Source organism: Amycolatopsis sp. NPDC021455, from assembly GCF_040640995.1.
GTDB lineage: Bacteria > Actinomycetota > Actinomycetes > Mycobacteriales > Pseudonocardiaceae > Amycolatopsis.
The window spans coordinates 38,219-62,976 of record NZ_JBFACT010000050.1; the positions used below are offsets into that span (position 1 = coordinate 38,219).

20 protein-coding genes are annotated in these 24,758 nt (G+C 72.6%); 7 read left to right on the top strand and 13 right to left on the bottom strand.

The window, feature by feature from the left end; translation table 11 throughout:
* Positions 1-4: 4 nt before the first annotated feature.
* The 3 genes from alaS to AB0G28_RS36145 form a co-directional block, all read right to left on the bottom strand.
* On the bottom strand, positions 5-2,665 hold the full coding sequence (gene alaS, locus AB0G28_RS36135) for an alanine--tRNA ligase (RefSeq protein WP_361099892.1): 2,661 nt from the start codon (positions 2,663-2,665) through the stop codon (positions 5-7).
* Positions 2,666-2,738: 73 nt separating this feature from the next.
* Entirely contained in the window at positions 2,739-3,041 is a 303-nt protein-coding gene (locus AB0G28_RS36140; RefSeq protein ID WP_361099895.1) for a hypothetical protein, read from the bottom strand.
* Positions 3,038-3,424, bottom strand: a complete 387-nt coding sequence (locus AB0G28_RS36145) for a DUF948 domain-containing protein (protein ID WP_093951788.1) — start codon at positions 3,422-3,424, stop codon at positions 3,038-3,040. The genes AB0G28_RS36140 and AB0G28_RS36145 overlap by 4 nt, the downstream gene beginning before the upstream one ends.
* A gap of 129 nt (positions 3,425-3,553) precedes the next feature.
* Between AB0G28_RS36145 and AB0G28_RS36150 the strand changes: the two genes are divergently transcribed.
* Positions 3,554-4,441: a hypothetical protein gene (locus AB0G28_RS36150; RefSeq protein ID WP_361099898.1), complete on the top strand. Its 888-nt coding sequence runs from the start codon at positions 3,554-3,556 to the stop codon at positions 4,439-4,441.
* Here AB0G28_RS36150 and AB0G28_RS36155 read toward each other — a convergent pair.
* From AB0G28_RS36155 to AB0G28_RS36165, 3 genes are all read right to left on the bottom strand, one after another.
* Positions 4,428-5,273 (bottom strand): NAD(P)-dependent oxidoreductase, encoded by an 846-nt coding sequence (locus tag AB0G28_RS36155; protein ID WP_361099901.1) that lies wholly within the window; start codon positions 5,271-5,273, stop codon positions 4,428-4,430. The genes AB0G28_RS36150 and AB0G28_RS36155 overlap by 14 nt on opposite strands.
* A 37-nt stretch (positions 5,274-5,310) precedes the next feature.
* A complete protein-coding gene (locus AB0G28_RS36160; protein WP_361099904.1) occupies positions 5,311-5,688 on the bottom strand; it encodes a VOC family protein in 378 nt (125 codons plus the stop codon).
* 165 nt (positions 5,689-5,853) lie between these two features.
* Complete coding sequence (locus AB0G28_RS36165; protein ID WP_361099907.1) at positions 5,854-7,230, bottom strand: replication-associated recombination protein A; 1,377 nt, start codon at positions 7,228-7,230, stop codon at positions 5,854-5,856.
* Between the two features lie 139 nt (positions 7,231-7,369).
* On the opposite strand from AB0G28_RS36165, the gene AB0G28_RS36170 reads away from it, so the two are divergent.
* The 3 genes from AB0G28_RS36170 (at position 7,370) to AB0G28_RS36180 (ending at position 10,102) form a co-directional block, all read left to right on the top strand.
* Positions 7,370-8,065: a TetR/AcrR family transcriptional regulator gene (locus tag AB0G28_RS36170; RefSeq protein ID WP_361099910.1), complete on the top strand. Its 696-nt coding sequence runs from the start codon at positions 7,370-7,372 to the stop codon at positions 8,063-8,065.
* Positions 8,066-8,099: 34 nt separating this feature from the next.
* Positions 8,100-9,311: a cytochrome P450 gene (locus AB0G28_RS36175; protein ID WP_361099913.1), complete on the top strand. Its 1,212-nt coding sequence runs from the start codon at positions 8,100-8,102 to the stop codon at positions 9,309-9,311.
* 62 nt (positions 9,312-9,373) lie between these two features.
* A complete protein-coding gene (locus AB0G28_RS36180; protein WP_361099916.1) occupies positions 9,374-10,102 on the top strand; it encodes a metallophosphoesterase family protein in 729 nt (242 codons plus the stop codon).
* On the opposite strand, the gene AB0G28_RS36185 is transcribed toward AB0G28_RS36180, so the two are convergent.
* The 6 genes from AB0G28_RS36185 to AB0G28_RS36210 all read right to left on the bottom strand — a co-directional run bounded on the left by AB0G28_RS36185 (position 10,074) and on the right by AB0G28_RS36210 (position 17,969).
* Positions 10,074-10,904 carry an SGNH/GDSL hydrolase family protein gene (locus tag AB0G28_RS36185; RefSeq protein ID WP_361099919.1) on the bottom strand — a complete coding sequence of 277 codons (831 nt, stop codon included), beginning with the start codon at positions 10,902-10,904 and terminating at the stop codon, positions 10,074-10,076. The two genes, AB0G28_RS36180 and AB0G28_RS36185, sit on opposite strands and share 29 nt — an antisense overlap.
* A 263-nt stretch (positions 10,905-11,167) precedes the next feature.
* A complete protein-coding gene (locus tag AB0G28_RS36190; RefSeq protein ID WP_361099922.1) occupies positions 11,168-12,355 on the bottom strand; it encodes a phosphotransferase in 1,188 nt (395 codons plus the stop codon).
* A 79-nt stretch (positions 12,356-12,434) separates the two neighbouring features.
* Positions 12,435-13,382, bottom strand: a complete 948-nt coding sequence (locus tag AB0G28_RS36195; RefSeq protein WP_361099925.1) for a DUF389 domain-containing protein — start codon at positions 13,380-13,382, stop codon at positions 12,435-12,437.
* Positions 13,382-15,157, bottom strand: a complete 1,776-nt coding sequence (aspS, locus tag AB0G28_RS36200; protein WP_361099928.1) for an aspartate--tRNA ligase — start codon at positions 15,155-15,157, stop codon at positions 13,382-13,384. The genes AB0G28_RS36195 and aspS overlap by 1 nt, the downstream gene beginning before the upstream one ends.
* A 158-nt stretch (positions 15,158-15,315) precedes the next feature.
* A complete protein-coding gene (gene merB, locus AB0G28_RS36205; protein WP_361099931.1) occupies positions 15,316-15,918 on the bottom strand; it encodes an organomercurial lyase in 603 nt (200 codons plus the stop codon).
* 167 nt (positions 15,919-16,085) lie between these two features.
* A complete protein-coding gene (locus AB0G28_RS36210) occupies positions 16,086-17,969 on the bottom strand; it encodes an intein-containing Rv2578c family radical SAM protein (RefSeq protein WP_361099934.1) in 1,884 nt (627 codons plus the stop codon).
* A gap of 84 nt (positions 17,970-18,053) precedes the next feature.
* Between AB0G28_RS36210 and AB0G28_RS36215 the strand changes: the two genes are divergently transcribed.
* Positions 18,054-18,797 (top strand): nucleotidyltransferase domain-containing protein, encoded by a 744-nt coding sequence (locus AB0G28_RS36215; RefSeq protein ID WP_361099937.1) that lies wholly within the window; start codon positions 18,054-18,056, stop codon positions 18,795-18,797.
* A 6-nt stretch (positions 18,798-18,803) separates the two neighbouring features.
* On the opposite strand, the gene sthA is transcribed toward AB0G28_RS36215, so the two are convergent.
* Complete coding sequence (gene sthA, locus AB0G28_RS36220; RefSeq protein WP_361099940.1) at positions 18,804-20,216, bottom strand: Si-specific NAD(P)(+) transhydrogenase; 1,413 nt, start codon at positions 20,214-20,216, stop codon at positions 18,804-18,806.
* Between the two features lie 90 nt (positions 20,217-20,306).
* On the opposite strand from sthA, the gene AB0G28_RS36225 reads away from it, so the two are divergent.
* Both AB0G28_RS36225 and AB0G28_RS36230 read left to right on the top strand, forming a co-directional pair.
* A complete protein-coding gene (locus AB0G28_RS36225) occupies positions 20,307-23,285 on the top strand; it encodes an AAA family ATPase (RefSeq protein WP_361099943.1) in 2,979 nt (992 codons plus the stop codon).
* Between the two features lie 74 nt (positions 23,286-23,359).
* Positions 23,360-24,748 carry an FAD-binding oxidoreductase gene (locus AB0G28_RS36230; RefSeq protein ID WP_361099946.1) on the top strand — a complete coding sequence of 463 codons (1,389 nt, stop codon included), beginning with the start codon at positions 23,360-23,362 and terminating at the stop codon, positions 24,746-24,748.
* The last annotated feature ends 10 nt before the right edge of the window (positions 24,749-24,758 follow it).

Sequence of the window (24,758 nt, forward strand, 5' to 3'; positions counted from 1 at the left end):
GCGGTTAACCAATGCCGGCAATCGCCGAGCGCAGGGCCGTCACGGCTTCGGCCGCGCCGGCCGGGTTCGTGCCGCCGCCCTGGGCCATGTCGGGCTTGCCGCCGCCCCGGCCGCCGATCTTCTCGGCGAAAGACGGCACGAGCTTGCCCGCGGCGATGCCCTTGTCCTGGGCCGCCTTGGTCGTCGCGACGACGAAGCTCAGCTTCTCGCCGGCCGGCGAGAACAGCGCCACCACGCCGGGCCGCGAGCCGAGCCGGCCGCGGATGTCCGACGCGAGCGCGCGCAGGCCGTTGCCGTCGACGTCCGGGACGACCTCGGCCACGACCGTGACCCCGCCGATCTCTTGCGCCTTGTCGACGAGCGCGCCCGCCGAGCCGAGGACCTGCTGGGTCTTCAGCTGGGCGATCTCCTTCTCGGCGTTCTTCAGCCGGGTCAGGACGTCGTCGATGCGGCCCGGCAGCTGGTCCGACGGCACCTTGAAGGTGTTCGCCAGCTGCGAGACCAGCAGCTGCTCCTTGCGGACGTACTTCAGCGCGTCGGTGCCGACCAGCGCCTCGACGCGGTGCACACCCGAGCCGATGGAGGCGTCGGAGACCAGCTTGACCAGGCCGAGCTGGCCGATCCGCTCGACGTGCGTGCCACCGCAGAGCTCGCGGGAGTAGTCACCCATGTCGACCACGCGGACGTCGTTGCCGTACTTCTCGCCGAACAGCGCGACCGCGCCCAGCTCGAGGGCCTTGTCCTTGGTCGTGGTGTAGCTCTGCACCTCGACGTTGGTCTGGAGGTAGTCGTTGACCTCCTCCTCGACCTCGGTCAGCACGTCCGACGACACCGAGCCGGGCGTGGTGAAGTCGAACCGCATGCGGCCCGGCGAGTTCAGCGAGCCCGCCTGCGCCGCGCGCTTGCCGTACGCGCCGCGGACGGCCGCGTGCACCAGGTGCGTCGCGGAGTGCGAGCGCTCGATGGACAAGCGGCGGTGCGCGTCGACCGAGCCGGTGAGCCTGGTGTCCAAGCCGACCTCGCCCTGCTCCACCTCGACACGGTGCACGTACAGGCCCGGCACGATCTTCTGGACGTCCAGGACCTTCAGCTCGACGCCGTCGCCGACCAGCACGCCGGTGTCGGCGACCTGGCCGCCGCTCTCGGCGTAGAACGGCGTCCGGTCGAGGACCAGCTCCGCCTTCTTGCCCGCGGAGACGCTGCGGACCGGCTGCCCGTCCTCGAGCAGCGCGACGACCTTCGCCTCCGCCTGCAGGTCGGTGTAGCCGAGGAACTCGGTCTCGCCGTGCTGCTCCAGGACCTTCCGGTACTCCGAGAGGTCGCCGTGGCCGGTCTTGCGGGCCGCCGCGTCCGCCTTCGCGCGGGTCCGCTGCTCGTTCATGAGCGTGCGGAAGCCCTCTTCGTCGACGGTCAGGCCCTGCTCGGCCGCCATCTCGAGGGTGAGGTCGATCGGGAAGCCGTAGGTGTCGTGCAGCTGGAACGCCTTGTCGCCGGCGAGCACGTCCCCGCCGCCGCGCTTGGTCTCCTCGGCCGCGAGGTCGAAGATGCGCGAACCGGACGTCAGGGTCGAGAGGAACGCCTCCTCCTCGATCCGGACGACCTCGCTGATCCGGTCGAAGCCGTCGACGAGCTCGGGGTAGGTCGGGCCCATCGTGTCGCGGACGACCTTCGCGAACTCCTGCAGCACCGGCTCCTGCACGCCCAGCAGCCGCGTGGAGCGGACGATGCGGCGCAGGAGGCGGCGCAGCACGTAGCCGCGGCCGTCGTTGCCCGGGGTGACGCCGTCGCCGATGAGCAGGACGCCGGTGCGGGCGTGGTCGGCGATCACGCGGAAGCGGACGTCGTCGGCGTGGTTCGCGCCGTAACGGCGGCCCGAGAACTCCTCCGCGCGGCCGATGACCGGGCGCACGAGATCGGTCTCGTAGACGTTCTCGACGCCCTGCAGGATCGTCGCGACCCGCTCGACGCCCATGCCGGTGTCGATGTTCTTCGCGGGCAGCTCGCCGAGGATCGGGAAGTCCTTCTTGCCGCTGCCCTCGCCCCGGATGTTCTGCATGAACACCAGGTTCCAGATCTCGATGTAGCGGTCCTCGTCGACGACCGGGCCGCCCTCGCGGCCGTACTCCGGGCCGCGGTCGTAGTAGATCTCCGAGCACGGACCGCACGGGCCGGGGATGCCCATCGACCAGAAGTTGTCGACCATGTCGCGCGCCTGGATGCGCTCGCCGGGCAGGCCGGTGATCTTCTTCCACAGCCCCGCCGCTTCGGCGTCCTCTTCGTAGACGGTCGCCCACAGGCGGTCGGGGTCGAGGCCGTAGCCGCCTTCGCTCTGGGGCTTGGTGATCAGCTCCCAGGCGTACTCGATGGCGCCTTCCTTGAAGTAGTCGCCGAAAGAGAAGTTGCCGGCCATCTGGAAGAACGTGTTGTGCCGGGTGGTCTTGCCGACCTCGTCGATGTCCGGCGTGCGCACGCACTTCTGCACGGAGGTCGCCCGCGGGTACGGCGGCGGCGCCTCACCGAGGAAGTACGGCTTGAACTGCACCATGCCGGCGTTGACGAACAGCAGGTTCGGGTCGTCGAGGATCAGCGGCGCGCTGGGCACGCGCGTGTGCCCCTTGCCCTCGAAATGGCGCAGGAAACGATCGGTGATTTCGTGTGTGTCCACGGGTCAGTCCTTGTAGCTGGTGGCGAAGAACGGGGTCGGCGGCGACGGCGAAGGGGTTCCGGGCAGGCCCGGATCAGCCCTCCGCCCGGCGAGCTCGCCGGACCGGGCGCCGGGCGGCCGCGTGCCGTCCGCCGGCGCTGGGCGCCGTGACGCCCGTCCGCTCCTCGACCATGTCGTGCAGCTCCTGTTCCCGCTCGTTCATGCCCGCGCGCACCTCGGCGCCGAACGATCCGACGGCGCCGGCCAGCTCGCGCACGGCGTCCCCCAGGTTCGATGCTAACCCGGCGGGAGTGGCCTGACGAGCGGTTTCGGCGGCCTTGCGGGACAGCGCGACACCGGCGACCACGCCGACGCCCAGCCAGAACAGCCGCCTCATTTGCCGGCCTTCCGCGCGGCCTTCAAGGCGCTCTTCTTCTTGCGCGCCCTGATCGCCTTGCTCAGCCCGTAGGACAGCGCCGCGGTCTTGACCAGCGGGCCGCCGAGGGTCGCGGTGAACACGGAAGTCAGCGCGGAGACGTTGCCGGTGACCGCCTGCGCGTTCGCGGTGATCCCGTCGACCCGCTCGAGCTGGGTGTTGACGTGCGTGATCGTCTCGTTCGCGCCGATCAGCAGCGGATCGGTGTTGCTGTTGGTGCGCTCGATCGCCTCGGTGGCCGCGTCCAGCGTCTTGCCGAGCTTGATCAGCGGGATCGCCAGCAGGACGACCAGCACCACGAATGCTCCTGCGGCGATCAGCGCGGCGATCTGCCCTGCCGACACGGGCCCTCCTCGGTTCGGGGGTCGGGATTGCCGACTGAGGTTACCGCCTGGCCGGGTCCCCGACCGTGTCACCCCGCCCGGCCCGGAAAACGGCTCGCCCGGGCCGTCGCGGGGCGGTACACCTGGGCGATGGGACACGACGACGGACCCGGTGGCCGGGTGCTCGCCGGGCCGGCCGGCGCGGCGGCCGACGTGCTGGCCGAGCTGCCCGGTGCCGACTTGACGACGGTCCAGCTGGAGGTGGCGCGCCGCCGCGCGGCGCGGCTGTCCGGGCCCGACGTGCTGCGCCGGCACCGCGACGACCGGTTCGTCGCGCCGAGCCCGCTGCCGTTCGCCGCGCTGCGGCGGGTCGAGGACGCGCTCTTGGGCGCGGCTTCCGCGTTCGACCTGGTCACGCTCGCGCCGCTGGTGCCGCTGGGCACGCACTCGGCGGTGGCCGGGCTGGCGCAGCACCGGGTGGTGCCGACCGGCCGCGGCACCGAGGTCGCCGCGGATCCGACGACCGGGCTGGCGTTCGAAGCGGCGGTCCGGCGCACGGGTCCCGCTCCGGTCCGGCTGGCGACGGTCCAGCGCGTGGTGCGCGCCCAGCACTTCGACCGGCCCGGGCGGTACGCGCACTTCTCGATGTTCGGCGCGGTGACGGCGGGCCGGGACACCGGCAACCTGGAGTTCGAGCGGCAGCACGCCGCCGAGCACGTCAGGCTGATCGTGGCGGGCTGCCGGGCGCTGGGCGCGTCTGCCGTCGAGCTGGCCGTGACCGTGCTCGACCCGCGGTTCGAGGGACTGCTCGACACGGTGGACGTGCCCGCCCGCCCGTTCCCGGAGCGCCAAGGCGGCCGAGGCGGGTACTACGAGGGACTCTGCTTCACGGTGTACGCGTCCTTCGGCGGCGAACTCGCCGAAGTCGGCGACGGCGGCTTCACGCCGTGGACGCGCAAGCTGCTGGGCAACGCGAAGGAACGCCTCATGACGAGCGGCGTCGGCGTCGACCGGCTCGCGACGCTCATCGCTCCTTGACGACCGCGCGGTAGAGCGCTGCCATGTCTTCGTCGCCGTGGCCCGCTTCCACCGCGGCTTCCAGGTGCGCCAGGACCGCCTTCGCCCCCGCGACGTCGACGTCGTCGGCCGCCGCTTCGACCACCAGGCGGGCGTCCTTCGCCGCCAGCCCGGCCGGGAACGCCGCCGGGTAGTCGCCGGACAGCATCGCGCTGCCCTTCACGTGCGCGTAGCCGACGTCCAGGCCGCCGCCCTTGATCGTCTCCAGGAACAGCGCCGGGTCGATGCCCAGCGCCCCGGCGAGGGCGAGGCTTTCGGCGGTGCCGTTGGTCAGCGCCAGCACCCACGCGTTCATCACCAGCTTCAGGCGGCTGCCCCGGCCGGCCGGGCCGAGCCACTGCGTCTTCATGCCGACCGCGTCGAACACCGGCGTCGCCTTCGGGCGCGCCTCTTCCGGGCCGGACGCCAGGACCTGCAGCTGCGCCTGCTCGGCGGGCTGCCGGGTGCCGAGCACCGGCGCGTCGACGAACACCACGCCCGCCTTCTCGGCCGTCGCGGCCAGGCGGTCGGTCCAGTCGAGGCCGACCGTGCTCATCTGCAGCCACAACGTCCCCGAAGCCGGCGAAGCGCCTTCGAAGGCTTCGGCGACCGCGGGGCCGTCGGCCAGCATCGTCACGAGGATGTCCGCGCCTTCGGCCGCCGACGCCGCCGACTCGGCCACCGTCGCGACGTCGGCGAGGGGCTCGGCCTTTTCGCGGGTCCGGTTCCAGACCCGGACGTCGAGGCCCGCCTTGGCGATGTTGGCCGCCATCGGGGCGCCCATGATCCCGGTTCCGAGAAACGCGACAGTCATGCGGCCATCGTGCCGAAGGCGAGCCGCGCCTGCAGGCTCAGTAGTCGCCGAGGAGGCAGAACGGGTGGCCCGCCGGGTCGGCGTAGACGCGCCAGCCGCGGCCGCCGAGGTCGGGGTCGAGCAGGCGGCCGCCGTTCGCCAGGACCACGTGGTGGGACTCCCGGAAGTCGTCGACCTCGAAGTCGAGGTGGAACTGCTGGGGGAAGGCCGGGTCGGGCCAGCTCGGCGGCCGGTGGTCCGGCGCTCGCTGGAACCCCAGGACCAGCTCGTCCACGTGCAGGGTCGACCAGTCCTCGTCGACCCGCCAGCGCGGGTCGGGCCGGTCCACCTCGCCGCCGAGCAGCGCCTGGTAGAAGCGGGCGAGCACGAGCGGTTCCGGACAGTCCAAGACGATGCACTGCAACGTCGCGGGCACGGGTACGCCTCCTGCCGTCGCGGGGGCCCTTCCGGCGTTCCGGGCCGCCTCAGTGCGCGAGCTTACGAAACGCGAGGCCGCCCGGCGCCCGCACCCGGGATCCGGGCGAACAGTGTTCAACCCGGCGTGAAGCCTCCTTCACGCAGAGATCCCTTCACCGGAAGATCACTGTCCGCGGATCGTCCGGCGCAGCTTCGGGACGCGCTCGGCGAGCGTGCGCTCGGCGCCGCGCTGCGTCGGCTCGTAGTAGTCGCGGCCGACCAGCTCGTCCGGCGGGTACTGCTGCGCCAGCACGCCTTCCGGCACGTTGTGCGGATACCGGTAGCCCTGCGCGTTGCCCAGTTTCTTGGCTCCGGCGTAGTGCCCGTCGCGCAGGTGCGGCGGGACGGTGCCGGCCAGGCCGGCGCGGACGTCGGCCAGCGCGGCGTCGATGCCGGTGACCACGGCGTTGGACTTCGGCGCGGTCGCCAGGTGGATCGTGGCCTGGGCCAGTGCCAGCCGCCCCTCCGGCATGCCGATGAACTGCACCGCGTGCGCGGCCGCGACCGCCGCCTGCAGAGCCGTCGGGTCGGCCAGGCCGACGTCCTCGCTGGCGTGCACGACCAGCCGCCGGGCGAGGAACCGCGGGTCCTCCCCCGCTTCGATCATCCGGGCCAGGTAGTGCAGCGCGGCGTCCACATCGGACCCGCGGATCGACTTGATGAACGCGCTGATCACGTCGTAGTGCTGGTCGCCGTCGCGGTCGTAGCGCACCGCCGCCTTGTCCACAGTGGACTCTACGATGGCCAGGTCGATCGTCTTCGCCTCGGTGGCCGAAGCCGCGTCGGCCGCCGCTTCCAGTGCGGTGAGCGCGCGGCGCGCGTCCCCGCCCGCGAGCCGGACGAGGTGGGCGCGCGCGTCCTCGGTCAGCGTCAGCTCACCGCCGAGGCCGCGCTCGTCGGCCAGCGCGCGGTCGATCAGCTCGGTGATGTCGGCATCGGTCAGCGGGCGCAGCTGCAGCACCAGCGACCGCGACAGCAGCGGGGACACGACCGAGAACGACGGGTTCTCCGTCGTCGCCGCGACGAGCAGCACGGTGCGGTCCTCGACCGCGCCGAGCAGCGCGTCCTGCTGGGTCTTGGAGAACCGGTGCACCTCGTCGATGAACAGCACGGTGTTCTCGGCGTTGTACTGACGCCGCCGCCGCGCCTCTTCGATGACGCCGCGCACTTCCTTGACCCCGGCCGAAAGCGCGGACATCGCGACGAACCGGCGGCCGGTGGCGATCGAGACCAGGTTGGCCAGCGTCGTCTTGCCCGTGCCCGGCGGGCCGTAGAGGAGCACCGACGCCGGCGCGGCGCCCTCGACCAGCCGCCGCAGCGGCGCGCCTTCGCGCAGCAGGTGCTGCTGGCCGACGACCTCGCCGAGCGAGCGCGGCCGCATCCGCACGGCCAGCGGGGAGCTGGCCGGGTCCGCCTGCGGTTCCGCGCCCGCGTTCGACCCCGTGCGCTCCGGCGGCGGCGCGATGTCGGCGTTCACGGTGAAGAGCTCGTCCTGTGCCACACCGATGACGTTAACCGACCCCACCGACAGAACCACTTGCCGTGGTCCCCTGCTCGGCGCTACCGTCGTGATGACTGGCTGACCGAAAGTGCGATTCCGGTCAACAGGTCAAACGCTCAACGAACCGCAGGTGGAACGCATGAGTCATCCCAACCGCGAACGCGCCGACCGCATCCTGGACGCGGCGGGCGAGCTGCTGCTGCGCATGGGCTACCGCAAGGTGGCGATCGACGACATCGCGCGCGCGGTCGGCATCGGCAAGGGCACCGTCTACCTGCACTGGCGCAACAAGGAGCTGCTGTTCCAGGCGCTGATGATGCGCGAATCGGCCGACCTCACCGACGAGATCCTGGCCGCGATCAAGGCGGACCCGGCGATGATCCTCCCGCACCGGATGATCCCGGCGTCGTTCCTCACCACCCATCGCCGGCCGCTGGTCATGGCCATGCTGCGCGGCAACGCCGAGATGTTCGGCTCGATGGGCGACCTCGCCCTGCGCAAGCAGCAGGACGAGCTGCGCGCGCAGTTCGAGGACACGATGCTGCGGCACGGCCTGGTCCGGACGGACGTGCCGAACCTGTCCTTCGCGCTCAACGCCGCGACGGTCGGCTTCTACTTCGGCGGAACGCTCACCGACGAGTTCGACGGCATCCCGCTGGAGGCGAGGGCGGAAGCCCTCGCGCACGTCATCCGCGCCGCGTTCGAACCACCCGGCGAGCCCGATCCCGCGGCGGTCGTGGAAGTGGCGGCGGAACTGGGCGCGTCGCTCGAGGAGCTCGTCTCGGGCTACCGGAACGGGATCTACGCACACGATCCCGCCAAGGCACCCGGCTGATCCCGGGGCCACACAGGGGAAAGAAGGGGCGGAAATGACCACCACACTGGCGGACACCTGGGGACTCCACGCCTCCCAGTTCTGGCTGCGGGGGAAGCAGCCGGAAAACCGCGTCGAGTTCGCCGCGGAACTGGGGATGTGGAACGTCTACGGGCACCCGGAGATCGAGGAGATCCTCCGCGACCCGGCGACGTTCTCCTCCGACACGACCCGGCTGGTGCCGAAGGAGATGATGCCGGACGCCGACCTCGAAGCGATGACGGCGGGCAACCTCCTGCAGCTGGACCCGCCGTTGCACAACAAGATGCGCAAGCTCGTCAGCCGGGCCTTCACGCCGAAGGTGGTGGCCGACCTCGAGCCGCGGATCGCCGCGATCACCCACGAGATGCTCGACGCCGTCGGCACTCCCGGACGGCTGGAGCTGGTGGAGGACCTCGCCTACCCGCTGCCGGTGATCGTGATCGCCGAGCTGCTGGGCGTCCCGGCGAGCGACCGGCACCTGTTCAAGGGCTGGGTGGACAAGATGTTCGAGTCCTCCGAGCAGCTTTCGCTGGTGAAGAAGGACGAGAAGCAGGACGAGGCGATCAAGAAGTCCCTGGAGGGCCAGAAGTCGCTCACGGACTACCTCGGCGTGCACGTCGACGAGCGGCGGAAGCAGCCGCGCGAAGACCTGCTGACGAAGCTGGTCGAGGCGGAGGTGGACGGCGAACGGCTGTCCCGCAACGAGGTCGTCAACTTCGCCAACATCCTGCTGCTGGCCGGGCACATCACCACCACGATGCTGCTCGGGAACTCGGTGCTGTGCCTGGACACGCACCGGGAGTGGGACGAGCGGGTCCGCGCGGACCGGTCGCTCGTGCCGCCGGCGATCGAGGAATCGCTGCGGTTCCTCACGCCGTTCGCGGCGGTGGCCCGCACGACCAACCGGGAGGTCGAGGTGGGTGGCGTCACCGTGCCCGCCGACCAGCTGCTGATGATCTGGGTGGCGGCGGCCAACCGGGACGAGCGGGTGTTCACCGATCCGGGCGACTTCAACCCGTTGCGCGACCCGAACCCGCACCTGGCGTTCGGCCGCGGGATCCACTTCTGCATCGGCGCGCCGCTCGCGCGGCTGGAGGGCCGGGTGGCGCTGAACATCCTGTTCGACCGCTACCCGGCGTTGCGCACGATCCCGGGTGAGCCGCCGAAGTTCCAGGTCAACCCGAACATGACGGGGGTGCGGGAGCTGCCGCTCACCACGGCGTAGGCCGGTTGCGCCCTGGGCGAACACCCTCGCCCGGGGCGCCCGCCGTGCCCGAAGGTGGGGCGATGAAGGTGGCGGTGCTGTCGGACATCCACGGGGTCCTCCCGGCGCTGGAGGCGGTCCTGGCGGAGCCGGACGTGCGCTCCGCCGACCGGATCGTGCTCCTCGGCGACATGCTGGCGGGCCCGATGCCGGTGGAGACCTTCGAACGGCTTCGGGCGCTGGGTTCGCGGGCGGACTGGGTGCGGGGCAACGCCGACCGCGAACTGGCCGAGTCAGCCCGCGGCTCGGGGACGTTCGTCCCGGACCCGATCTTCCCGTGGGCGGCACAGCAGTTGCGGCCCGAGCACCTGCCCGTACTGGACGCGCTGCCGCTGACGGTGACGCTCGACGGCGTCCTGTTCTGCCACGCGACTCCGCGCGACGACACGGAGATCGTGCTGGTGGACTCGCCTCCGGAGCGTTGGGCGGAGGTCCTGGACGGCATTTCGGCGTCGACGATCGTCTGCGGGCACACGCACATGCCGTTCGTGCGGCTCGCGGACCGGCGGCTGGTGGTGAACCCCGGAAGTGTCGGAATGCCTTACGGGGCAAGGGGTGCGCACTGGGCGTTGCTCGACGGCGGCGTCCAGCTGCGGCGGACGGAGTACGACGCCGAGGCGGCGTGCCGCTTCCTCGTCTCCCGGTCGGCCTATCCCGGCATCGAGGAGTGGGCGGACTTCTTCGTCCGCAACCCGGCTTCGGACGTCGAAGCGCTGCGGGTGTTCAGCGGGCGCGGAACGAGTTCCACATGATGACGGCGGCGTAGGGCAGGAACTCGCGGCCGCGGCGCCAGAGCCACGGGATTCCCTTCAGCACCAGCCACCCCAGGTGTCCCGTGGTGCTCGGTTCGACGCCGCCACCGCAGGCGAGGCTCACCGGTTCCGGCACGGCGAACCCGGCGTCGGCGAGCAGCCCGGTGAAGCCGCTCGCGAGCATGCGGTGGCCCAGCTCGGAGGGGTGCAGCCGGTCGACGCTCCAGGAGGCCAGGTCGTAGGCGCCGGGCAGCCGCTCGAGATCGAGGCACGGCACGCCTTCGCGGGCGACGACGTCGTCGATGGCCGCGTTGAGTTCGGCGACGCGGGCGCTGAGAGCGCGCTTGAGCGACGGCGGGAGGCGGAACACCTTGCTGTGGTCGTGGAACCGGACGGGCAGCACGGTGGTCCCGATCTCGCGCAGCCGCCGGATCACTTCGGTGAGGTCGGCGGCGATGCGGGTGGCATCGAAATCGGGGCGAAGGGTGTCGTTCATGCCGGCGACGAGCAGGGCGACGTCGGGCCGGTGGGCGACGGCGGCGGGAACCTGTTCGGTGAGCACGCACCGCATCCGTGCCCCGGCGAAGGAGGGATTGAGGTAGCCGCCCGTTTCGATGCCGAGCGCGGCGGCGACGAAGGGGCCGACGCCGCGCCAGCCACCCCGCCGCGGCAGGGGATCACCGAGCCCGACGGCGGTGGAATCGCCGAGGACGACCAGGCGCCGGGCTCGCTTGAGCGGCGGTTCGGGGTACTCGGGCCGGGGAGTGACATCGACGCTCATCACGGTCACGTCCAAGACCATCGGCCACGGAGACTCACACCCGGTGAGGACGAGGTAACGCGCCCCCGACACCGGGCCTAATTCTTGACACTCACCTCACGGCCGCCGGACACATCCGGTTCGTGGCGCCCGAAGCGCCCCAATGTGGCGTTGGGTGCGTTGAATCAGCACTGCGGCGCGAAGCGCCTCCGTTGAGGGTGGCGGTGGGGGCATGGATGGAGCACCCAATGTGGCGTTCGGTGCGTCCAACGCAACGAACGCCACATTGGGGCGCATGGGGCCGGTCAGCGGAACGCGGGGTAGAACGCCAGGTCGGCGTGCGGCCCCAGCCGTGCCGCCAGTGCCGCCGCCACCTTGGCCGCGAACTCGGCCACCGCCGTCATCCGGACGTACCCCGCGTGCTTGGCCAGATCCCGCCACCAGGTCACGAACGCCGCCTCGCGGCTCACCGGGGCCGCCTGGCGGGACAAGTCCAGCGAGCCCAGCTCCTCGCCCGTGATCAGCCAGACCCGCAGCAGCTCGCTGGCCGTCAGGTGGCCGGCGAGGACGTCGTCGTCGGCGAAGGCCGGCCACACTCCCACCACCTCCGCTCGCCACGCCGCGATCATCGCCTCGCTCATCCCGGCCGGCAGGGCCAGCGCGTCCGGCCAGCTCGCGAACGGCAGCCGCAGGTGGGCGGCGTCGACCAGGGCCGATCGGACGCAGCCGTACTCGAAGTCGAGGAACCGGACGCCCTCGCCGGTGACCAGGTTGTTGTCCGGGCTCAGCTCGACCGGGCTGAACGCCCGGAAGCCCGGCGCCCGGGACTGCTCCAGCGCCGCCGTCACCTGGGCGCGGACCGCGTCCGGCACTCCGAGGCCGAGCCGCTCCTCGAGCAGCGAAGGCACCCGTTCGCACAGCTCGTCGACGCCACCGGAGCCGGCCCGAGCCGGGCCGCCGAGGCGGCGCAGCAGCGCGTTGAAGTCCGGTTCGCGCCCGGCCGTGCTCGCGTGCAGCCGGCCCAGCGACCGCGCCCACGACAACAGGGCGCGCTCGGCCGCGCGGGAGTCACGCGCGTAGAGCTTGTCCTCCAGCGTCGGCGTGCGGCCGAGGTCCTCCAGCACCAGCACGCGGTCGCGGCCGTCGTGGGCCAGCAGCTCCGGGCACATCCGCTCCTCCGGCGAGAGCGCGGTGAACAGCTGGTAGCTGACCGCCTCCTGCGCGAACGGGTCGGCCTCGCCCGGCTCCGGCGGATCCGGGTAGTGCTTGATCACCAGCGTGCGCGGCAGCGCGAACGACGACGACACCACCCTCGCGCGGACCACCGTGGCGGGCCCGCTCCCCGCGAGGTCCTCCGGCGCGACCAGGGTGATCGCACTGCCGAACCGGCGCGAAAGAACCGACTCGCCCGCCGTGACCGCCGCCGCGACGGCGGGGTGCTCGGCTCCTGCCCCGACCCCAGCGTCGCCGGTGGAGGAGGTGTCGACTGTCATTGGCACCGACCCTACTCGTGACTGAGCAACCATGACTACTGACATCCGGACAAGAAGACGCATCCCGCCCGGACACGGGTCATCCGCGTGAAAGCGGACGCATTCCCGCGGGTGAACGTTGCCCATTCCGGCGCACGATCAACACAATGGCCGCAGCTGCAACGATTCCGAGAAGGTTGACCAGCAGCTGCCCGACGGACTGGAGGCACCGGCTCCACTCCCCCGCCACGGCCGCGACGACCGCGTAACCGGCGGCGGGCACCGTGGTCACGGAGATGAACACGCCCACCAGCGCGGCCGACTTCGACGACGTCATGGCGAGCATCCCGGCCGCGCCGGCGAGCATCGCGACGACCAGCGACGGCGCCCCGACGGAAAACACGAAGTCGACTTCGTTGTGCTGCCGCAGCTCGAACGCGCGCTCGCCGAGGACGTCGGTCGCCCGGAAGAGCAGCGCCGCGCCCAGCGTGACGACCATCGCCAGCGGGAAGCCGACGCCGAGGGCCGCGCCCGCCTGCCGGACCAGGTCCCACCGGCGCAGCACCGTCCCGACGGCGAGCGCGGCCAGCGGCCCGAACTCCGGCCCCACGACCATCGCGCCGACGATCGTCACCGAGGAGTCGGTGAGCACGCCGACGGCGGCGAGCAGGCAGGCGATGGTGAGGAACGCCAGGAACGTCACGTTCAGCCGCGACTCCTCACCCGTCCGGCCGAGCAGCTCCTGCCAGACGACGGCGTCGGCCGCTTCGCCCGGCGCCGCCTCCTCCGCGTTGTCGGCGGCGTCGGACAGCGCGGTGTCGAGCGCTTCGAGCGTGATGCCGCCGGTGTGGTCGAGGTCGAGCCCGCACAGCGCGTCGACGATCTCGTCCGCCGCCTCGCGCGCGACGTCGGCCTCGACCAGGTCGCCCGCGGGTTCCACGGCGGCACCGCGGTGCACGATGAGGTGCGCCGTCCCGGCGTGGGCCCGCAGGATTTCGAGCGCCTCGGCGGTCTTGTCCGGCGGGCACACGGCCCTCAGGTGCAGCACTAGTTCTGCGGGGCGGGGGCCGGCTTCGCGTCGATGCCGGCCTCCTTGCGCTGCTGCGCGGTGATCGGCGCGGGCGCCGCGGTCAGCGGGTCGTAGCCGCCGCCGGTCTTCGGGAACGCGATGACGTCACGCAGCGAGTCGGCCTTGGCCAGCAGCATGACGATCCGGTCCCAGCCGAACGCGATGCCGCCGTGCGGCGGGGGGCCGAACTGGAAGGCGTCGAGCAGGAAGCCGAACTTCTCCTGCGCCTCCTCCTCGCCGAGGCCCATCAGCTGGAAGACGCGCTTCTGGACGTCGCCGCGGTGGATACGGATCGAGCCGCCGCCGATCTCGTTGCCGTTGCAGACGATGTCGTAGGCGTAGGCCAGTGCGTTGCCCGGGTCCTGCTCGAACTTGTCGATCCACTCCGGCGTCGGCGAGGTGAACGCGTGGTGCACCGCGGTCCACTTGCCCGAGCCGACGGCGACGTCGTCGCCGATGTCCTCGACCGGCGCGAACAGCGGCGCGTCGACGACCCACACGAACGACCAGGCGTTCTCGTCGATCAGGCCGAGCCGCTTGCCGATCTCGTCGCGGGCCGCGCCGAGCAGCGGCTGGGTGCTCGACGCCTTGCCGGCCGAGAAGAAGATGCAGTCGCCGGGCTTGGCGCCCGCGGCGGCGGCGACGTTCTCGCGCTCGGTCTCCGACAGGTTCTTGGCGACCGGGCCGCCGAGCGTGCCGTCCTCGTTGACGAGGATGTACGCGAGGCCCTTCGCGCCGCGCTGCTTCGCCCACTCCTGCCACGCGTCGAGCTGGCGGCGCGGCTGGTCGGCGCCGCCCGCCATGACGACCGCGCCGACGTACGGGGCCTGGAACACGCGGAACGGCGTGTCGGCGAAGAACTCCGTCATGTCGGTGATCTCGAGGTCGAAGCGCAGGTCCGGCTTGTCGGAGCCGTACTTGGCCATGGCCTCGTGGTAGGTGATGCGCGGGATGGGCCGCGGGATCTCGTGCCCGATCAGCTTCCACAGCGCCGAGACGATGTCCTCGCCGAGCTTGATGACGTCGTCCTGCTCGACGAAGCTCATCTCGATGTCGAGCTGGGTGAACTCGGGCTGCCGGTCGGCGCGGAAGTCTTCGTCGCGGTAGCAACGGGCGATCTGGTAGTACCGCTCCATGCCGCCGACCATGAGCAGCTGCTTGAACAGCTGCGGCGACTGCGGCAGCGCGTACCAGGAGCCGGGCTTGAGCCGGGCCGGGACCAGGAAGTCGCGGGCGCCTTCGGGCGTCGAGCGGGTCATCGTCGGGGTCTCGATCTCGACGAAGTCCTGGGCGTGCAGCACCTCGCGGGCGGCGCGGCTGACCTCGCTGCGCAGCCGCATGGCGGCGGCCGGGCCGCTGCGGCGCAGGTCCAGGTAGCGGTGCTTGAGCCGGACCTCTTCGCCGACGTCGACGCGGTCGTCGATCGGGAACGGCAGGGGCGCGGACTCGGACAGCACCTCGAGCGCGGTCGCGAGGACCTCGATCTCGCCGGTGGGGATCTCGGCGTTGGCGTTGCCCTCGGGGCGCTTCGCGACCTCGCCGACGATCTTGACGCAGAACTCGGACCGCAGCGCGTGCGCGCGCTCGGCCATCTCGCCCTCGCGGAAGACGACCTGGGCGACGCCGCTGGCGTCGCGGAGGTCGATGAAGATGACGCCGCCGTGATCGCGCCGCCGGGCCACCCATCCGGTGAGGGTGACGGTCTGTCCGGCTTGTCCGGCACGCAGGGTGCCGGCTTGGTGGGTGCGGAGCACTGCGACTGCTCTCCTTCGACATGGGTGGTTCGCCACTGGAAAGGCTAACGAACAGCCCAGCCTACGACGTCGGCAGGCTCGCCCGGCGTCCCGGCCCCGGAGCTTTCACGTGAAAGCTCAGCCTGGGCACTTTCACGGGAAAGTGCCCCTTGGGGGTGTCAGAGGACGAACTTCGGGCGGATCTCCAGCGCCGCCACCAGCCGGTGGGCCTGGGCGAGGTAGGCGGCGACCTGGTAGATGCGGCCCCCGGGGTGCGAGACGAGCCAGTTCGCCGCCGCCGACGCGGAGGCGAAGAACGGCTGGCCCGCGCAGGCCATCGCCTCGACGTGCTCCAGCCCGAAGCCGAGGTCGACCGCGGCGACCACCGCCGTCGGCGGGTCGGCCTGGAGGATCGCGTGGGGCGTGAGCTCGATGCGGATGTGCGTCCCGGTGACCGGGCAGGTCGCGGTCGCGTGCACCCGCTCCCCCGTCGCGATGGCCAGCAGGAACATGTCGACCGTCCCGTCCGGGCCCGCGCCGAGGGTGCCTTCGGCCGGCTCGAGGCGGTGGTGCGCGCCGCGCGGCGCCGGGCCGGTCGAGACGAGGTCGTTGCGCAGGGTGAACCCGATCAGCTCGACCAGCCGCCGGGCTTCGGCCGGGGCGACGCCGACGGTCGCGGCCAGCCGGTCGACGCCCACCGGGTGCCGTCCGGCCCGGGTCAGCTTCAGCGCGGCCCAAGCGAGCCGGGCGGCCGCGACCCGGTCGGTCTGCGAGGTCGTCAACGTCCGGCTCCCTTCGGGATCGATCCCCTCGACGTTAAGCGCCGGTGACACAGGACGACAACGACACGATCGGACATTCTCCCGCAAGCCCGCGACAACGCGCCTCTAAAGCGCTCGAATTAACGCGAACGGCCCAGTACGTCACCCGGTGAGTCCACAAAGGACCTTCACAGCAGCCGGAGCTGTTCGGCGGCGGGCTCCTCCTCCCGGGGAGCGGGCGCCGGGTCGTTCCCCGTCCTGGGTGCCAGTCCGTGCCGCCGCAGCAAGGGCGCGACCCGCCGCGCCAGCCGCTCCCGGTACTCCTTGTGGACGTAGCTGCCGCGCGCGTACAGCTCCCGGTACCGCGGGACGAGCGCCGGGTACGAACCGGCCAGCCAGCGGCCGAACCACTCGCGGGCGCCGGGGCGCAGGTGCAGCGCGAACGCCGTCACGCTCGACGCGCCGGCGTCGGCGAGCCGCGCGAACAGCGCGTCGAGGGCCTCGGGCGAATCGGTCAGGTACGGCAGGACCGGCGCCACGAGCACCGAGCACGGCAACCCGGCTTCACGCGCCTTGCGGACCAGCTCCAGTCGCGCCCGCGGGCTCGGCGTCCCCGGTTCGAGGCGGTGCTGCAGCTCTTCGTCGAGGAGCGCGATCGACACGGCGAGGCCCACCGGCACGTCGCGGGCGACGTCCTGGAGCAGCGGCAGGTCCCGGGCCAGCACCGTGCCCTTCGTCAGGATCGACAGCGGCGTCCCCGAGCGGGCCAGGGCCGTGATGATCCCCGGCATCAGCCGGTAGCGGCCCTCGGCACGCTGGTACGGGTCGGTGTTGGTGCCCATCGCGACGTGCTCGCGCCGCCACGACGGCTTCTTCAGCTGCGCCGCCAGCACCTGCGGGGCGTTGATCTTCACGACCACCTGGGTGTCGAAGTCGCGGCCGGCGTCGAAGTCGAGGTAGGTGTGGGTGTTCCGGGCGAAGCAGTTGTGGGACACCATGCCGTCGGCCACGAAGTCGCCGGTGCCGGTGGTGATGTCGAACAGCGGCAGCTGCAGGCCCAGCGGCTCGATCGCCTCGACCCGGCGGCGGCTCGCGCCGATCACCGCGCCGTCGAGCGACCGCTTCCAGCCCACGGCGGGGTTGCTCACGTGCAGGAAGCGCAGCACCTCGCCGATCCCGCCGAGCAGCCGGACCTCCTGGCGGGTCGGGAACTTCGGGACCTCGTCGAGCTGGTGGGCGAAGCCGAAGCGGGCGAGCGCGGCGACGAACGCGTCGGCGATCTCGGGCTCGTCGTGCGCCACGGCGAGCTGCCCGCGGCCGTAGCCGCCCGCGAGGTCGAAGACGCCGGCCAGGAACCCGCGCTGCCAGTGCGCGTCCGGATCGGGCGGCACCTGCAGGAACGCGACCGACGCCCCGAAGTCCGGCAGGTACCGCAGCGCGCGCGTCGCGGCGTCGGTCTCGGCGGCGAACCCGCCGGAGCGCAGCATCCCGCACAGGTAACCGGCCCGGTAGCCGAGCGTCTCGTCCGGCGTCGGCTCGAACCGGCCGACGCCGATCAGCTCGGTGCCGGGCTCCAGGTGCGGCCGCTGCGCGGCGCCGAACTTGCTGCCGGTGACGTGCTTCCAGCCCTTGGCCGTGAGGAACCGGTGGTCGCCGCCGGCGACGAGCCGGGTGCCGTCCTCCAGGGTGACGCGGTAGGCGTCGCGCAGGGTCGTCCAGTGGGCCAGGACCCGGGTGGGCACCAGCCGCCGGGACGCGCCGTGGCCGCGCGTGCCGTAGATCTCGTCGCCCGCCTTCAGCTCGGACAGCGCCTTCGTCCGGCCGTCGGCCATCAGGATCCGGGTGCCGCCTTCGAGGCAGTAGGTGCAGGCGTGGGAGCAGCCGCGGTAGGGGTTGACGGTCCAGCCGAACGGCACCCCGGACCCCGCGGGCACCTTGTTCAGCACCGACCGCGCGTGCACCTCGTGAAAGGTGACGCCGTCGAATTCCGGTGACCGCACCGAACGCACCAGGCCCTCCAGCCCGGGCAGTGCCGGCTCACCCTCCCCTGCTCGCTGCCGATCCCATCGCACGGCGCCAGTCGAACATACGTTCTAGAGAGGTGTCAAACCTGTTCGAGACGAGCGGGTCACATCTCCCTGATAGCGTCGCCCACCGTGTTCACCCCGGAACAGCGAGAGCAGTTGCGCGACAGCCTGATCTCGGCGGCACGGCAGGACCCGCGGATCGTGGCCGCGGCCCTGACCGGCTCCGCGGCGCTCGGCCGGGAGGACGCCTGGTCCGACATCGACCTGGCGCTGTCGGTGGCCCCGGACGCGGACCACGAGCAGGTGGTCGCCGACTGGACCGACCGGATGGCCGGCCACGACGTGCTCACGTACCTGGACATGCCGCTGGGAGACACGCTGTTCCGGGTCTTCCTGCTGCGGAACACCCTGCAGGTCGACCTCTCGTTCTGGCCGGTGGCCCGGTTCGGCGCGACCGGCCCGAAGTTCCGGCTGCTGTTCGGGGCCGCGGCGGAGCAGGAGCAGGTGCGGCCGCCCGCGGCGGAGTGGTTGATCGGCATGGGCTGGCTGCACGCCCTGCACGCGCGGTCGAGCATCGCCAGGGGCCGGGTGTGGCAGGCCGGCTTCATGATCAACGGCATGCGTGAGCAGGCGCTCGCCCTCGCGTGCCTGCGCTACGGGCTGCCCGCGGTGCAAGCCCGGGGTACCGACGACCTGCCCGCCGAGGTCACGGCCTCGTTTTCCGGCACGCTCGCGCGGTCCCTGGACGCGGCCGAACTCCGCCGTGCCTTCGCCGCCACCACCGAAGCGCTGCTGGCGGAAGCCGCGCTCGCCGACGCCGAGCTGGCCGGCCGGATCGGCGCCACACTGCGCGAGCTGGCGGCTGTCTCGTGAGGCGGCTCAGGACGAAAAGCGGTCCAGGGCGCGGATCTTGTTGGTCGCGTCCAGGGCCGCGACCTTGTACGCCTCCGAAAGGGTCGGGTAGTTGAACACCGCGTCGACGAGGTAGTCGACCGTGCCGCCGCAGCCCATCACCGCCTGTCCGATGTGGACGAGGTCGGTCGCGCCCGTGCCGAACACGTGCACGCCCAGCAGCTTCCGGTCCGTCGTGGACACCAGCAGCTTCAGCATGCCGTAGCTGTCGCCGGTGATCTGGCCGCGCGCCAGCTCCCGGTAGCGGGCGATGCCGACCTCGTACGGCACCGACGACGACGTCAGCTGGGCCTCGGTCGCGCCGACGTAGGAGATCTCCGGGATCGTGTAGATGCCGATCGGCTGCAGCGCGCCCAGGCCGTTCGCCGGCTCGCCGAACGCGTGGTACGCCGCGAGCCTGCCCTGGTCCATCGACGTCGCCGCGAGGGCCGGGAAGCCGATCACGTCGCCGACCGCGTAGATGTGCGGCACCTCGGTGCGGTAGTGCTCGTCGACCACCAGCCTGCCGCGCTCGTCCGCCGTCAGGCCCGCGGCTTCCAGGGCGAGGTCGCCGGTCATGCCCTGGCGGCCCGCGGAGTACATGACGCCGTCGGCCGGGATGCGCTTGCCGCTGACCAGGGTGGTGATGGTCGCGTCGTCGGACACCGCGACGTCGGCGACCTTCTCCCCGAAGCGGAACGTAACGCCGAGGTCGCGCAGCTGGAACTTGAGCGACTCGACGATCTCGGGGTCGCAGAAGTCCAGCATGTGGTCGCGCTGCTCGACGACGGTGACGCGCGAGCCGAGCGCGGCGAACATCGACGCGTACTCGATCCCGATCACGCCGGCGCCGACCACGACCAGCGACGACGGGATCTGCTCGAGCCGCAGGATCTCGTCGGAGTCGAGCACGCGCGCGGCGTCGAAGTCGACCTGCTTCGGCCGCGCGGGCCGGGTCCCGGTGGCGATCACGACGTAGTCCGCGCTCAGCGTCCGCCGGTCCCCGTGGTGGCGGCCTTCGACGAGGACGGTGTGCGGGTCGGCGAAGGAGCCCGTGCCGACGACGAGGTCGACGTGGTTGCGCAGCAGCTGCGCGCGCACGACCTGGACCTCGCGCCCGACCACGTGCTGGGTGCGGGCCAGCAGGTCGGCGATGGTGATGTCCTGCTTGACGCGGTAGCTCGCGCCGTAGAGCTCGCGCTGGTTCATGCCGGTCAGGTAGAGCACCGCTTCGCGCAGTGTCTTGGACGGGATCGTGCCGGTGTTGACGCACACCCCGCCGACCATGTCGTGCCGGTCGACGACCGCCACCCGCTTGCCGAGCTTCGCCGCGGCGATCGCGGCCTTCTGTCCGCCGGGACCCGTACCGATGACGATGAGGTCGTACTCGTGCTCGCTCACGACGTCGAGCCTGCGCACCCGGCGGCCCGGGCGCAACCCCTCGCCGGTGAAGATCCGCGCACGAGCCCGTCTCGGGGCTAGCGTGACCGGGTGCTGCGAGTTTCGCTGCTGGGCGAGCAGGTGATCGCCGACGACGCGACCGGCGCCGTGCTGACGCGGTCGCCGCGGTCGGTCGCGCTCGTGGCCTACCTCGTCGTGCACGCCGGCCTGGCGCAGCCCCGGCGCCTCATCGCCGGGCTGTTCTGGCCGGACTCCACCGACGCGCAGGCACTGACGAACCTGCGCCGCGAGCTGCACCAGCTGCGTCAAGTGCTGGGCGAGCTGCCGTCGCTGGCCGTCACCGGGCGCGACCTGTGCTGGCGCGACACGCCGGCGAGCCGGGTGGACGTCCGCGAGTTCGACGTCGCCCGCCGGGCCGCGCTGGCCGCCGATGACGCCCGGGGCGCGCTCGCCCACGCCCACGCCGCGCTGGCCGCTTACCGCGGCGAGCTGCTGCCGGGCCTGGCCGACGACTGGGTCCTGGCCGCGCGCGCCGAGCTCGACCGCCAGTGCGTCGAACTGTGCGACCTGATCTGCCGGACGCCCTCGGGCGACCCGGCCGCCGCCCTCGCCGCCGCGCGCCGCCGGATCCGGCTGCGCCCGCTGGAGGAGACCGGCTACCGGACGTTGATGCGGCTGCAGGCCGACGCCGGTGACCGGGCGGGCGCGGTGAGCACCTACCACCGCTGCGCGTCGGTCCTCGAACGCGAGCTCGGCGTCGTGCCCGCCGAGCCGACGCGGGCGGCGCTGCGCCGGCTGCTCGCCCGGCCCGGCCCCGAGGTCGGGCGGGCGGCGGCGCCCGGGCTCGTCGGCCGGTCCGCCGAACTGGCCCGGCTCGGCGAAGCGTGGCGCGCGGCCGCGGCGGGCCGGGCGGGGGTCGTCCTCGTCCGCGGGGACGCCGGGGTCGGCAAGACTCGGCTGGTCACCGAGTTCGCCGGGCTGGCGCGCGCGGAAGGAGCCGTGGTCGCCACCGGCCGCTGCTTCGGCTCGGCCGGGCAGCTGCCGCTGGCGCCGGTGGCCGAGTGGCTGCGCACCCCGGCCGTCCAGCGGGCGGCGGCCGGCCTGGACCCGGTGTGGCGGGCCGAAGTCGAACGGCTGCTGCCCGCCTCGCCGCCGGTCGCGGGCGGGCACGCGATGGTCGACGCGTGGCAGCGCCTGCGGTTCTTCGAAGGACTGGCCCGCGCGCTCACCGCGGGCCAGCGTCCCGTCCTGCTCGTCCTCGACAACGCGCAGTGGTGCGACGAAGAAACGAGCGCGTTCGTCACCTTCTGCCTCGGTCTCGTGCCCGACGCGCCCCTGCTGGTCGCCGCGACGCTGCGCGACGGCGGCGCCGAAACGTGGCTCACCCAGCTGCGCGACGACGGCAAGCTGACCGAGGTCCCCTTGCGCCCCTTCGACGCCGACGGCACGGCTCGCCTCGGCGAAGCGGTCGCCGGGCGCCCCCTGTCCGAATCGGACCGGACGTTGTTGCACGCGGCCACCGGCGGGTTCCCGCTGTACGTCGTGGAAGCCTTGCGCACCAATGCTTCCCCGCCTTCCGGCCGCCTGGCCGGGGTGCTGCGGGCCCGGCTCGAACAGCCCGGCCCGGCCGCCCGCGAGGTCGCCGGGCTCGCCGCCGCGGCCGGCCGGGACTTCACGCTGGAGCTGCTCACCGAGGCCAGCGACCTCGACGCGGACACCGTCGTCGACGCGGTCGACGAGCTGTGGCGGCGGCGGATCCTGCGCGAGGTCGGCGGCGGCTACGACTTCACCCACGACCTGCTGCGCGACGCCGCCTACCAGCAGGTCAGCCCGCCGCGCCGGTGGCTGCTGCACCGGCGGCTGGCCCAGGGCATCGAGCTGCTGCACGCCGGCGACCCCGACGCCGTGGCCGCGCAGCTGGCCGAGCAGTACGCCCGCGGCGGCCGCCCGGACCGCGCGGTCGAGCACTACCGGCGGGCCGCGGCCGTCGCCGCGCGGACGTTCGCCCACGCCGAAGCGATCCGGCTGCTGAAGGAAGCCCTCGCGCTCGTGCGCGCACAGCCGCCGAGCGGCAACCGCGACCGTGCCGAACTCGCCGTCCTCGAAGCGCTCGCCGGGCCGCTCAACGCCCACCAGGGCTACTCCTCCCCCGAGCTGCAACGCACCCTGGAGCAGTCGCTCGCGCTCGCGGAGTCGCTGGACAGCCAGGATTCCGCGCTGACCGCGCTGCTGGAGCTGTGGTCGTCCCAGTTCGTCCAGGGCCGGACCGCGCAGGCGCACGCGTCGGCCGAACGCGCGCTCTCGCTGATCGCGCCGGGGACGAACCCCGCGTTGAGCGGCTCGGCGCACTTCATCGTCGCGGGCTCGTCGGTGAGCCTCGGCCGCCCGGCCGAGGGGCTGCGGCACTTCGAGCTGGGGGCCGAGCGCACGCGAGGCGCGTCGACCTGGCCGATCGGCACCCGGCCCGACATCCACGGGCCGGCCTGGGCGGCCCACGCGCACTGGCTGCTCGGCCACGACGACGCGGCGGTGGCGAGCAGCGACGCCGCCATCGAGCGGGCCCGCGCGGCCGGGCACCCGTACAGCTTGACCATCGCGCTGGCGTACGCCGGGATCACCCACCAGCTGCGCCACGACCGGCCGGCGCTGGCGACGGCCGTGGCGGAGCTGCGCGGCCTGTGCGACCGGTACGGGTTCGCCTACTACCGGGAGTGGGCGCTGGTGCTGGGCGGCTGGGCCCGCGGCGGCGCGGCCGGACTGGCCGCCGCCCAGGAGGGCGTCGCGCACCTCAAGGCCGAGGGGGCGTTCGCCCGGATGCCGTACTGGCTGACGCTGGTGGCCGAGCTGTCGGCACCCGAGGCGGCCCGCGCGACGCTGGACGCGGCGCTCGCCGCCGGGGAGGCCCGCGACGACCGCTGGTGGCTGCCGGAGGTCCTGCGGCTGCGGGCCGCGCACGACGCCGACCCGGGCCCCCGCCTGCGGGCCGCCGCGGAGCTGGCCCGCGCCCAGGGCAGCGTCGCCCTGCTGCGGCGGTGCGAGGCGGACCTGGCCGTCGCCGGACCGTCCTGAACGGACCGAACGCTTCGCGAACGCCCGGTGCCTAGGTTCCCCTCGAACCGGAAAATCCGAGAGGGGCCCCACCCATGACCACCACCGCGTTGCCGCACGAAGCCCTGGCCGCCACCCTGCGCGGCACCCTCGTCACGCCGGCGGACCCGGGCTACGACGAAGCCCGCGCCGTCTACAACGCCATGATCGACAAGCGCCCGGCGGCGATCGCCTACTGCCGCGACGCCGCCGACGTCGTCACCTGCGTCCGCTACGGCCGCGAGCAGGGCCTGGCCCTGGCCGTGCGCGGCGGCGGCCACAACGCGGGCGGCCTCGGCGTCGCCGACGGCGCGCTGGTCGTCGACCTGTCCGGGCTGCGCAGCACCACGGTCGACCCGGTGCACCACACCGTCCGCGCCGACGCCGGCTGCACGTGGGGCGACGTCGACCACGCGACGGTCGCGTTCGGCATGGCGACGCCGTCGGGCATCGTCGCGTCGACCGGCGTCGCGGGCCTGACCCTCGGCGGCGGCATCGGCTACCTGGCCCGGCGCTTCGGCCTGACCGTCGACAACCTGCTCGCCGCGGACGTCGTCCTGGCGGACGGCTCGTTCGTGCAGGCTTCGGAGTCCTCGCACCCCGACCTGTTCTGGGCACTGCGCGGCGGGGGCGGCAACTTCGGCGTCGTCACGTCGTTCACGTTCCGCTGCCACGACATCGGCGAGCACGGTTCGGTGATCGCCGGGCCGGTGCTCTACGACCTGGCCGACACGCCGGACGTGCTGCGCTGGTACCGGGAGCTGCTGCCGTCGCTGCCGGAGGAGCTGAACGGCTGGTTCGGCCTGCTGACCGTCCCGCCGGCGCCGCCGTTCCCGGAGGAGCTGTGGGGCCGCAAGGCGTGCGGCATCGTCTGGTGCTACACCGGCGCGCACGCCAAGGCGGACGAGGTCCTGGCACCGGTCCGCGGCTTCGGCTCGCCGCTGCTGGTGGGGTTGCAGGAGATGCCGTACACGGCGTTGCAGGGCGCGTTCGACGCGTTGTACCCGGCCGGGCTGCAGTGGTACTGGCGCGCGGACGTGTTCCACGAGATCTCCGACGAGGCGATCGCCATCCACCTCAAGCACGGGGAAGCGTTGCCGACGATGCATTCGTCGATGCACCTGTACCCGATCGACGGCGCGGCGAGCCGGGTCGCTTCCGACGCGACGGCGTTCCCCCACCGCTCGGGCGGCTGGTCGGGCGTGATCGTGGGCGTGGATCCTTCCCCGGCCCAGGCGCCGGCGATTTCCCGGTGGACGAAGGACTACTGGGAGGAACTGCACCCGACGTCGGCGGGCGGGGCGTACGTCAACTTCATGATGGAGGAGGGTCAGGACCGGGTCCGGGCCTCGTACCGGGGCAACTACGAGCGGCTGGCCGCGGTGAAGCGGCGGTACGACCCGGAGAACGTGTTCCACGTCAACCAGAACATCCGCCCGGCGTGAACGCCCGGTG

Excerpts from the sequence above, each read along its gene's own strand:
- AB0G28_RS36140 (WP_361099895.1), bottom strand. The coding sequence starts at position 3,041 with ATGAGGCGGCTGTTCTGGCTGGGCGTCGGCGTGGTCGCCGGTGTCGCG.
- AB0G28_RS36150 (WP_361099898.1), top strand. The coding sequence starts at position 3,554 with ATGGGACACGACGACGGACCCGGTGGCCGGGTGCTCGCCGGGCCGGCC.
- AB0G28_RS36155 (WP_361099901.1), bottom strand. The coding sequence starts at position 5,273 with ATGACTGTCGCGTTTCTCGGAACCGGGATCATGGGCGCCCCGATGGCG.
- AB0G28_RS36170 (WP_361099910.1), top strand. The coding sequence starts at position 7,370 with ATGAGTCATCCCAACCGCGAACGCGCCGACCGCATCCTGGACGCGGCG.
- AB0G28_RS36175 (WP_361099913.1), top strand. The coding sequence starts at position 8,100 with ATGACCACCACACTGGCGGACACCTGGGGACTCCACGCCTCCCAGTTC.
- AB0G28_RS36180 (WP_361099916.1), top strand. The coding sequence starts at position 9,374 with ATGAAGGTGGCGGTGCTGTCGGACATCCACGGGGTCCTCCCGGCGCTG.
- AB0G28_RS36185 (WP_361099919.1), bottom strand. The coding sequence starts at position 10,904 with ATGGTCTTGGACGTGACCGTGATGAGCGTCGATGTCACTCCCCGGCCC.
- AB0G28_RS36190 (WP_361099922.1), bottom strand. The coding sequence starts at position 12,355 with ATGACAGTCGACACCTCCTCCACCGGCGACGCTGGGGTCGGGGCAGGA.
- AB0G28_RS36230 (WP_361099946.1), top strand. The coding sequence starts at position 23,360 with ATGACCACCACCGCGTTGCCGCACGAAGCCCTGGCCGCCACCCTGCGC.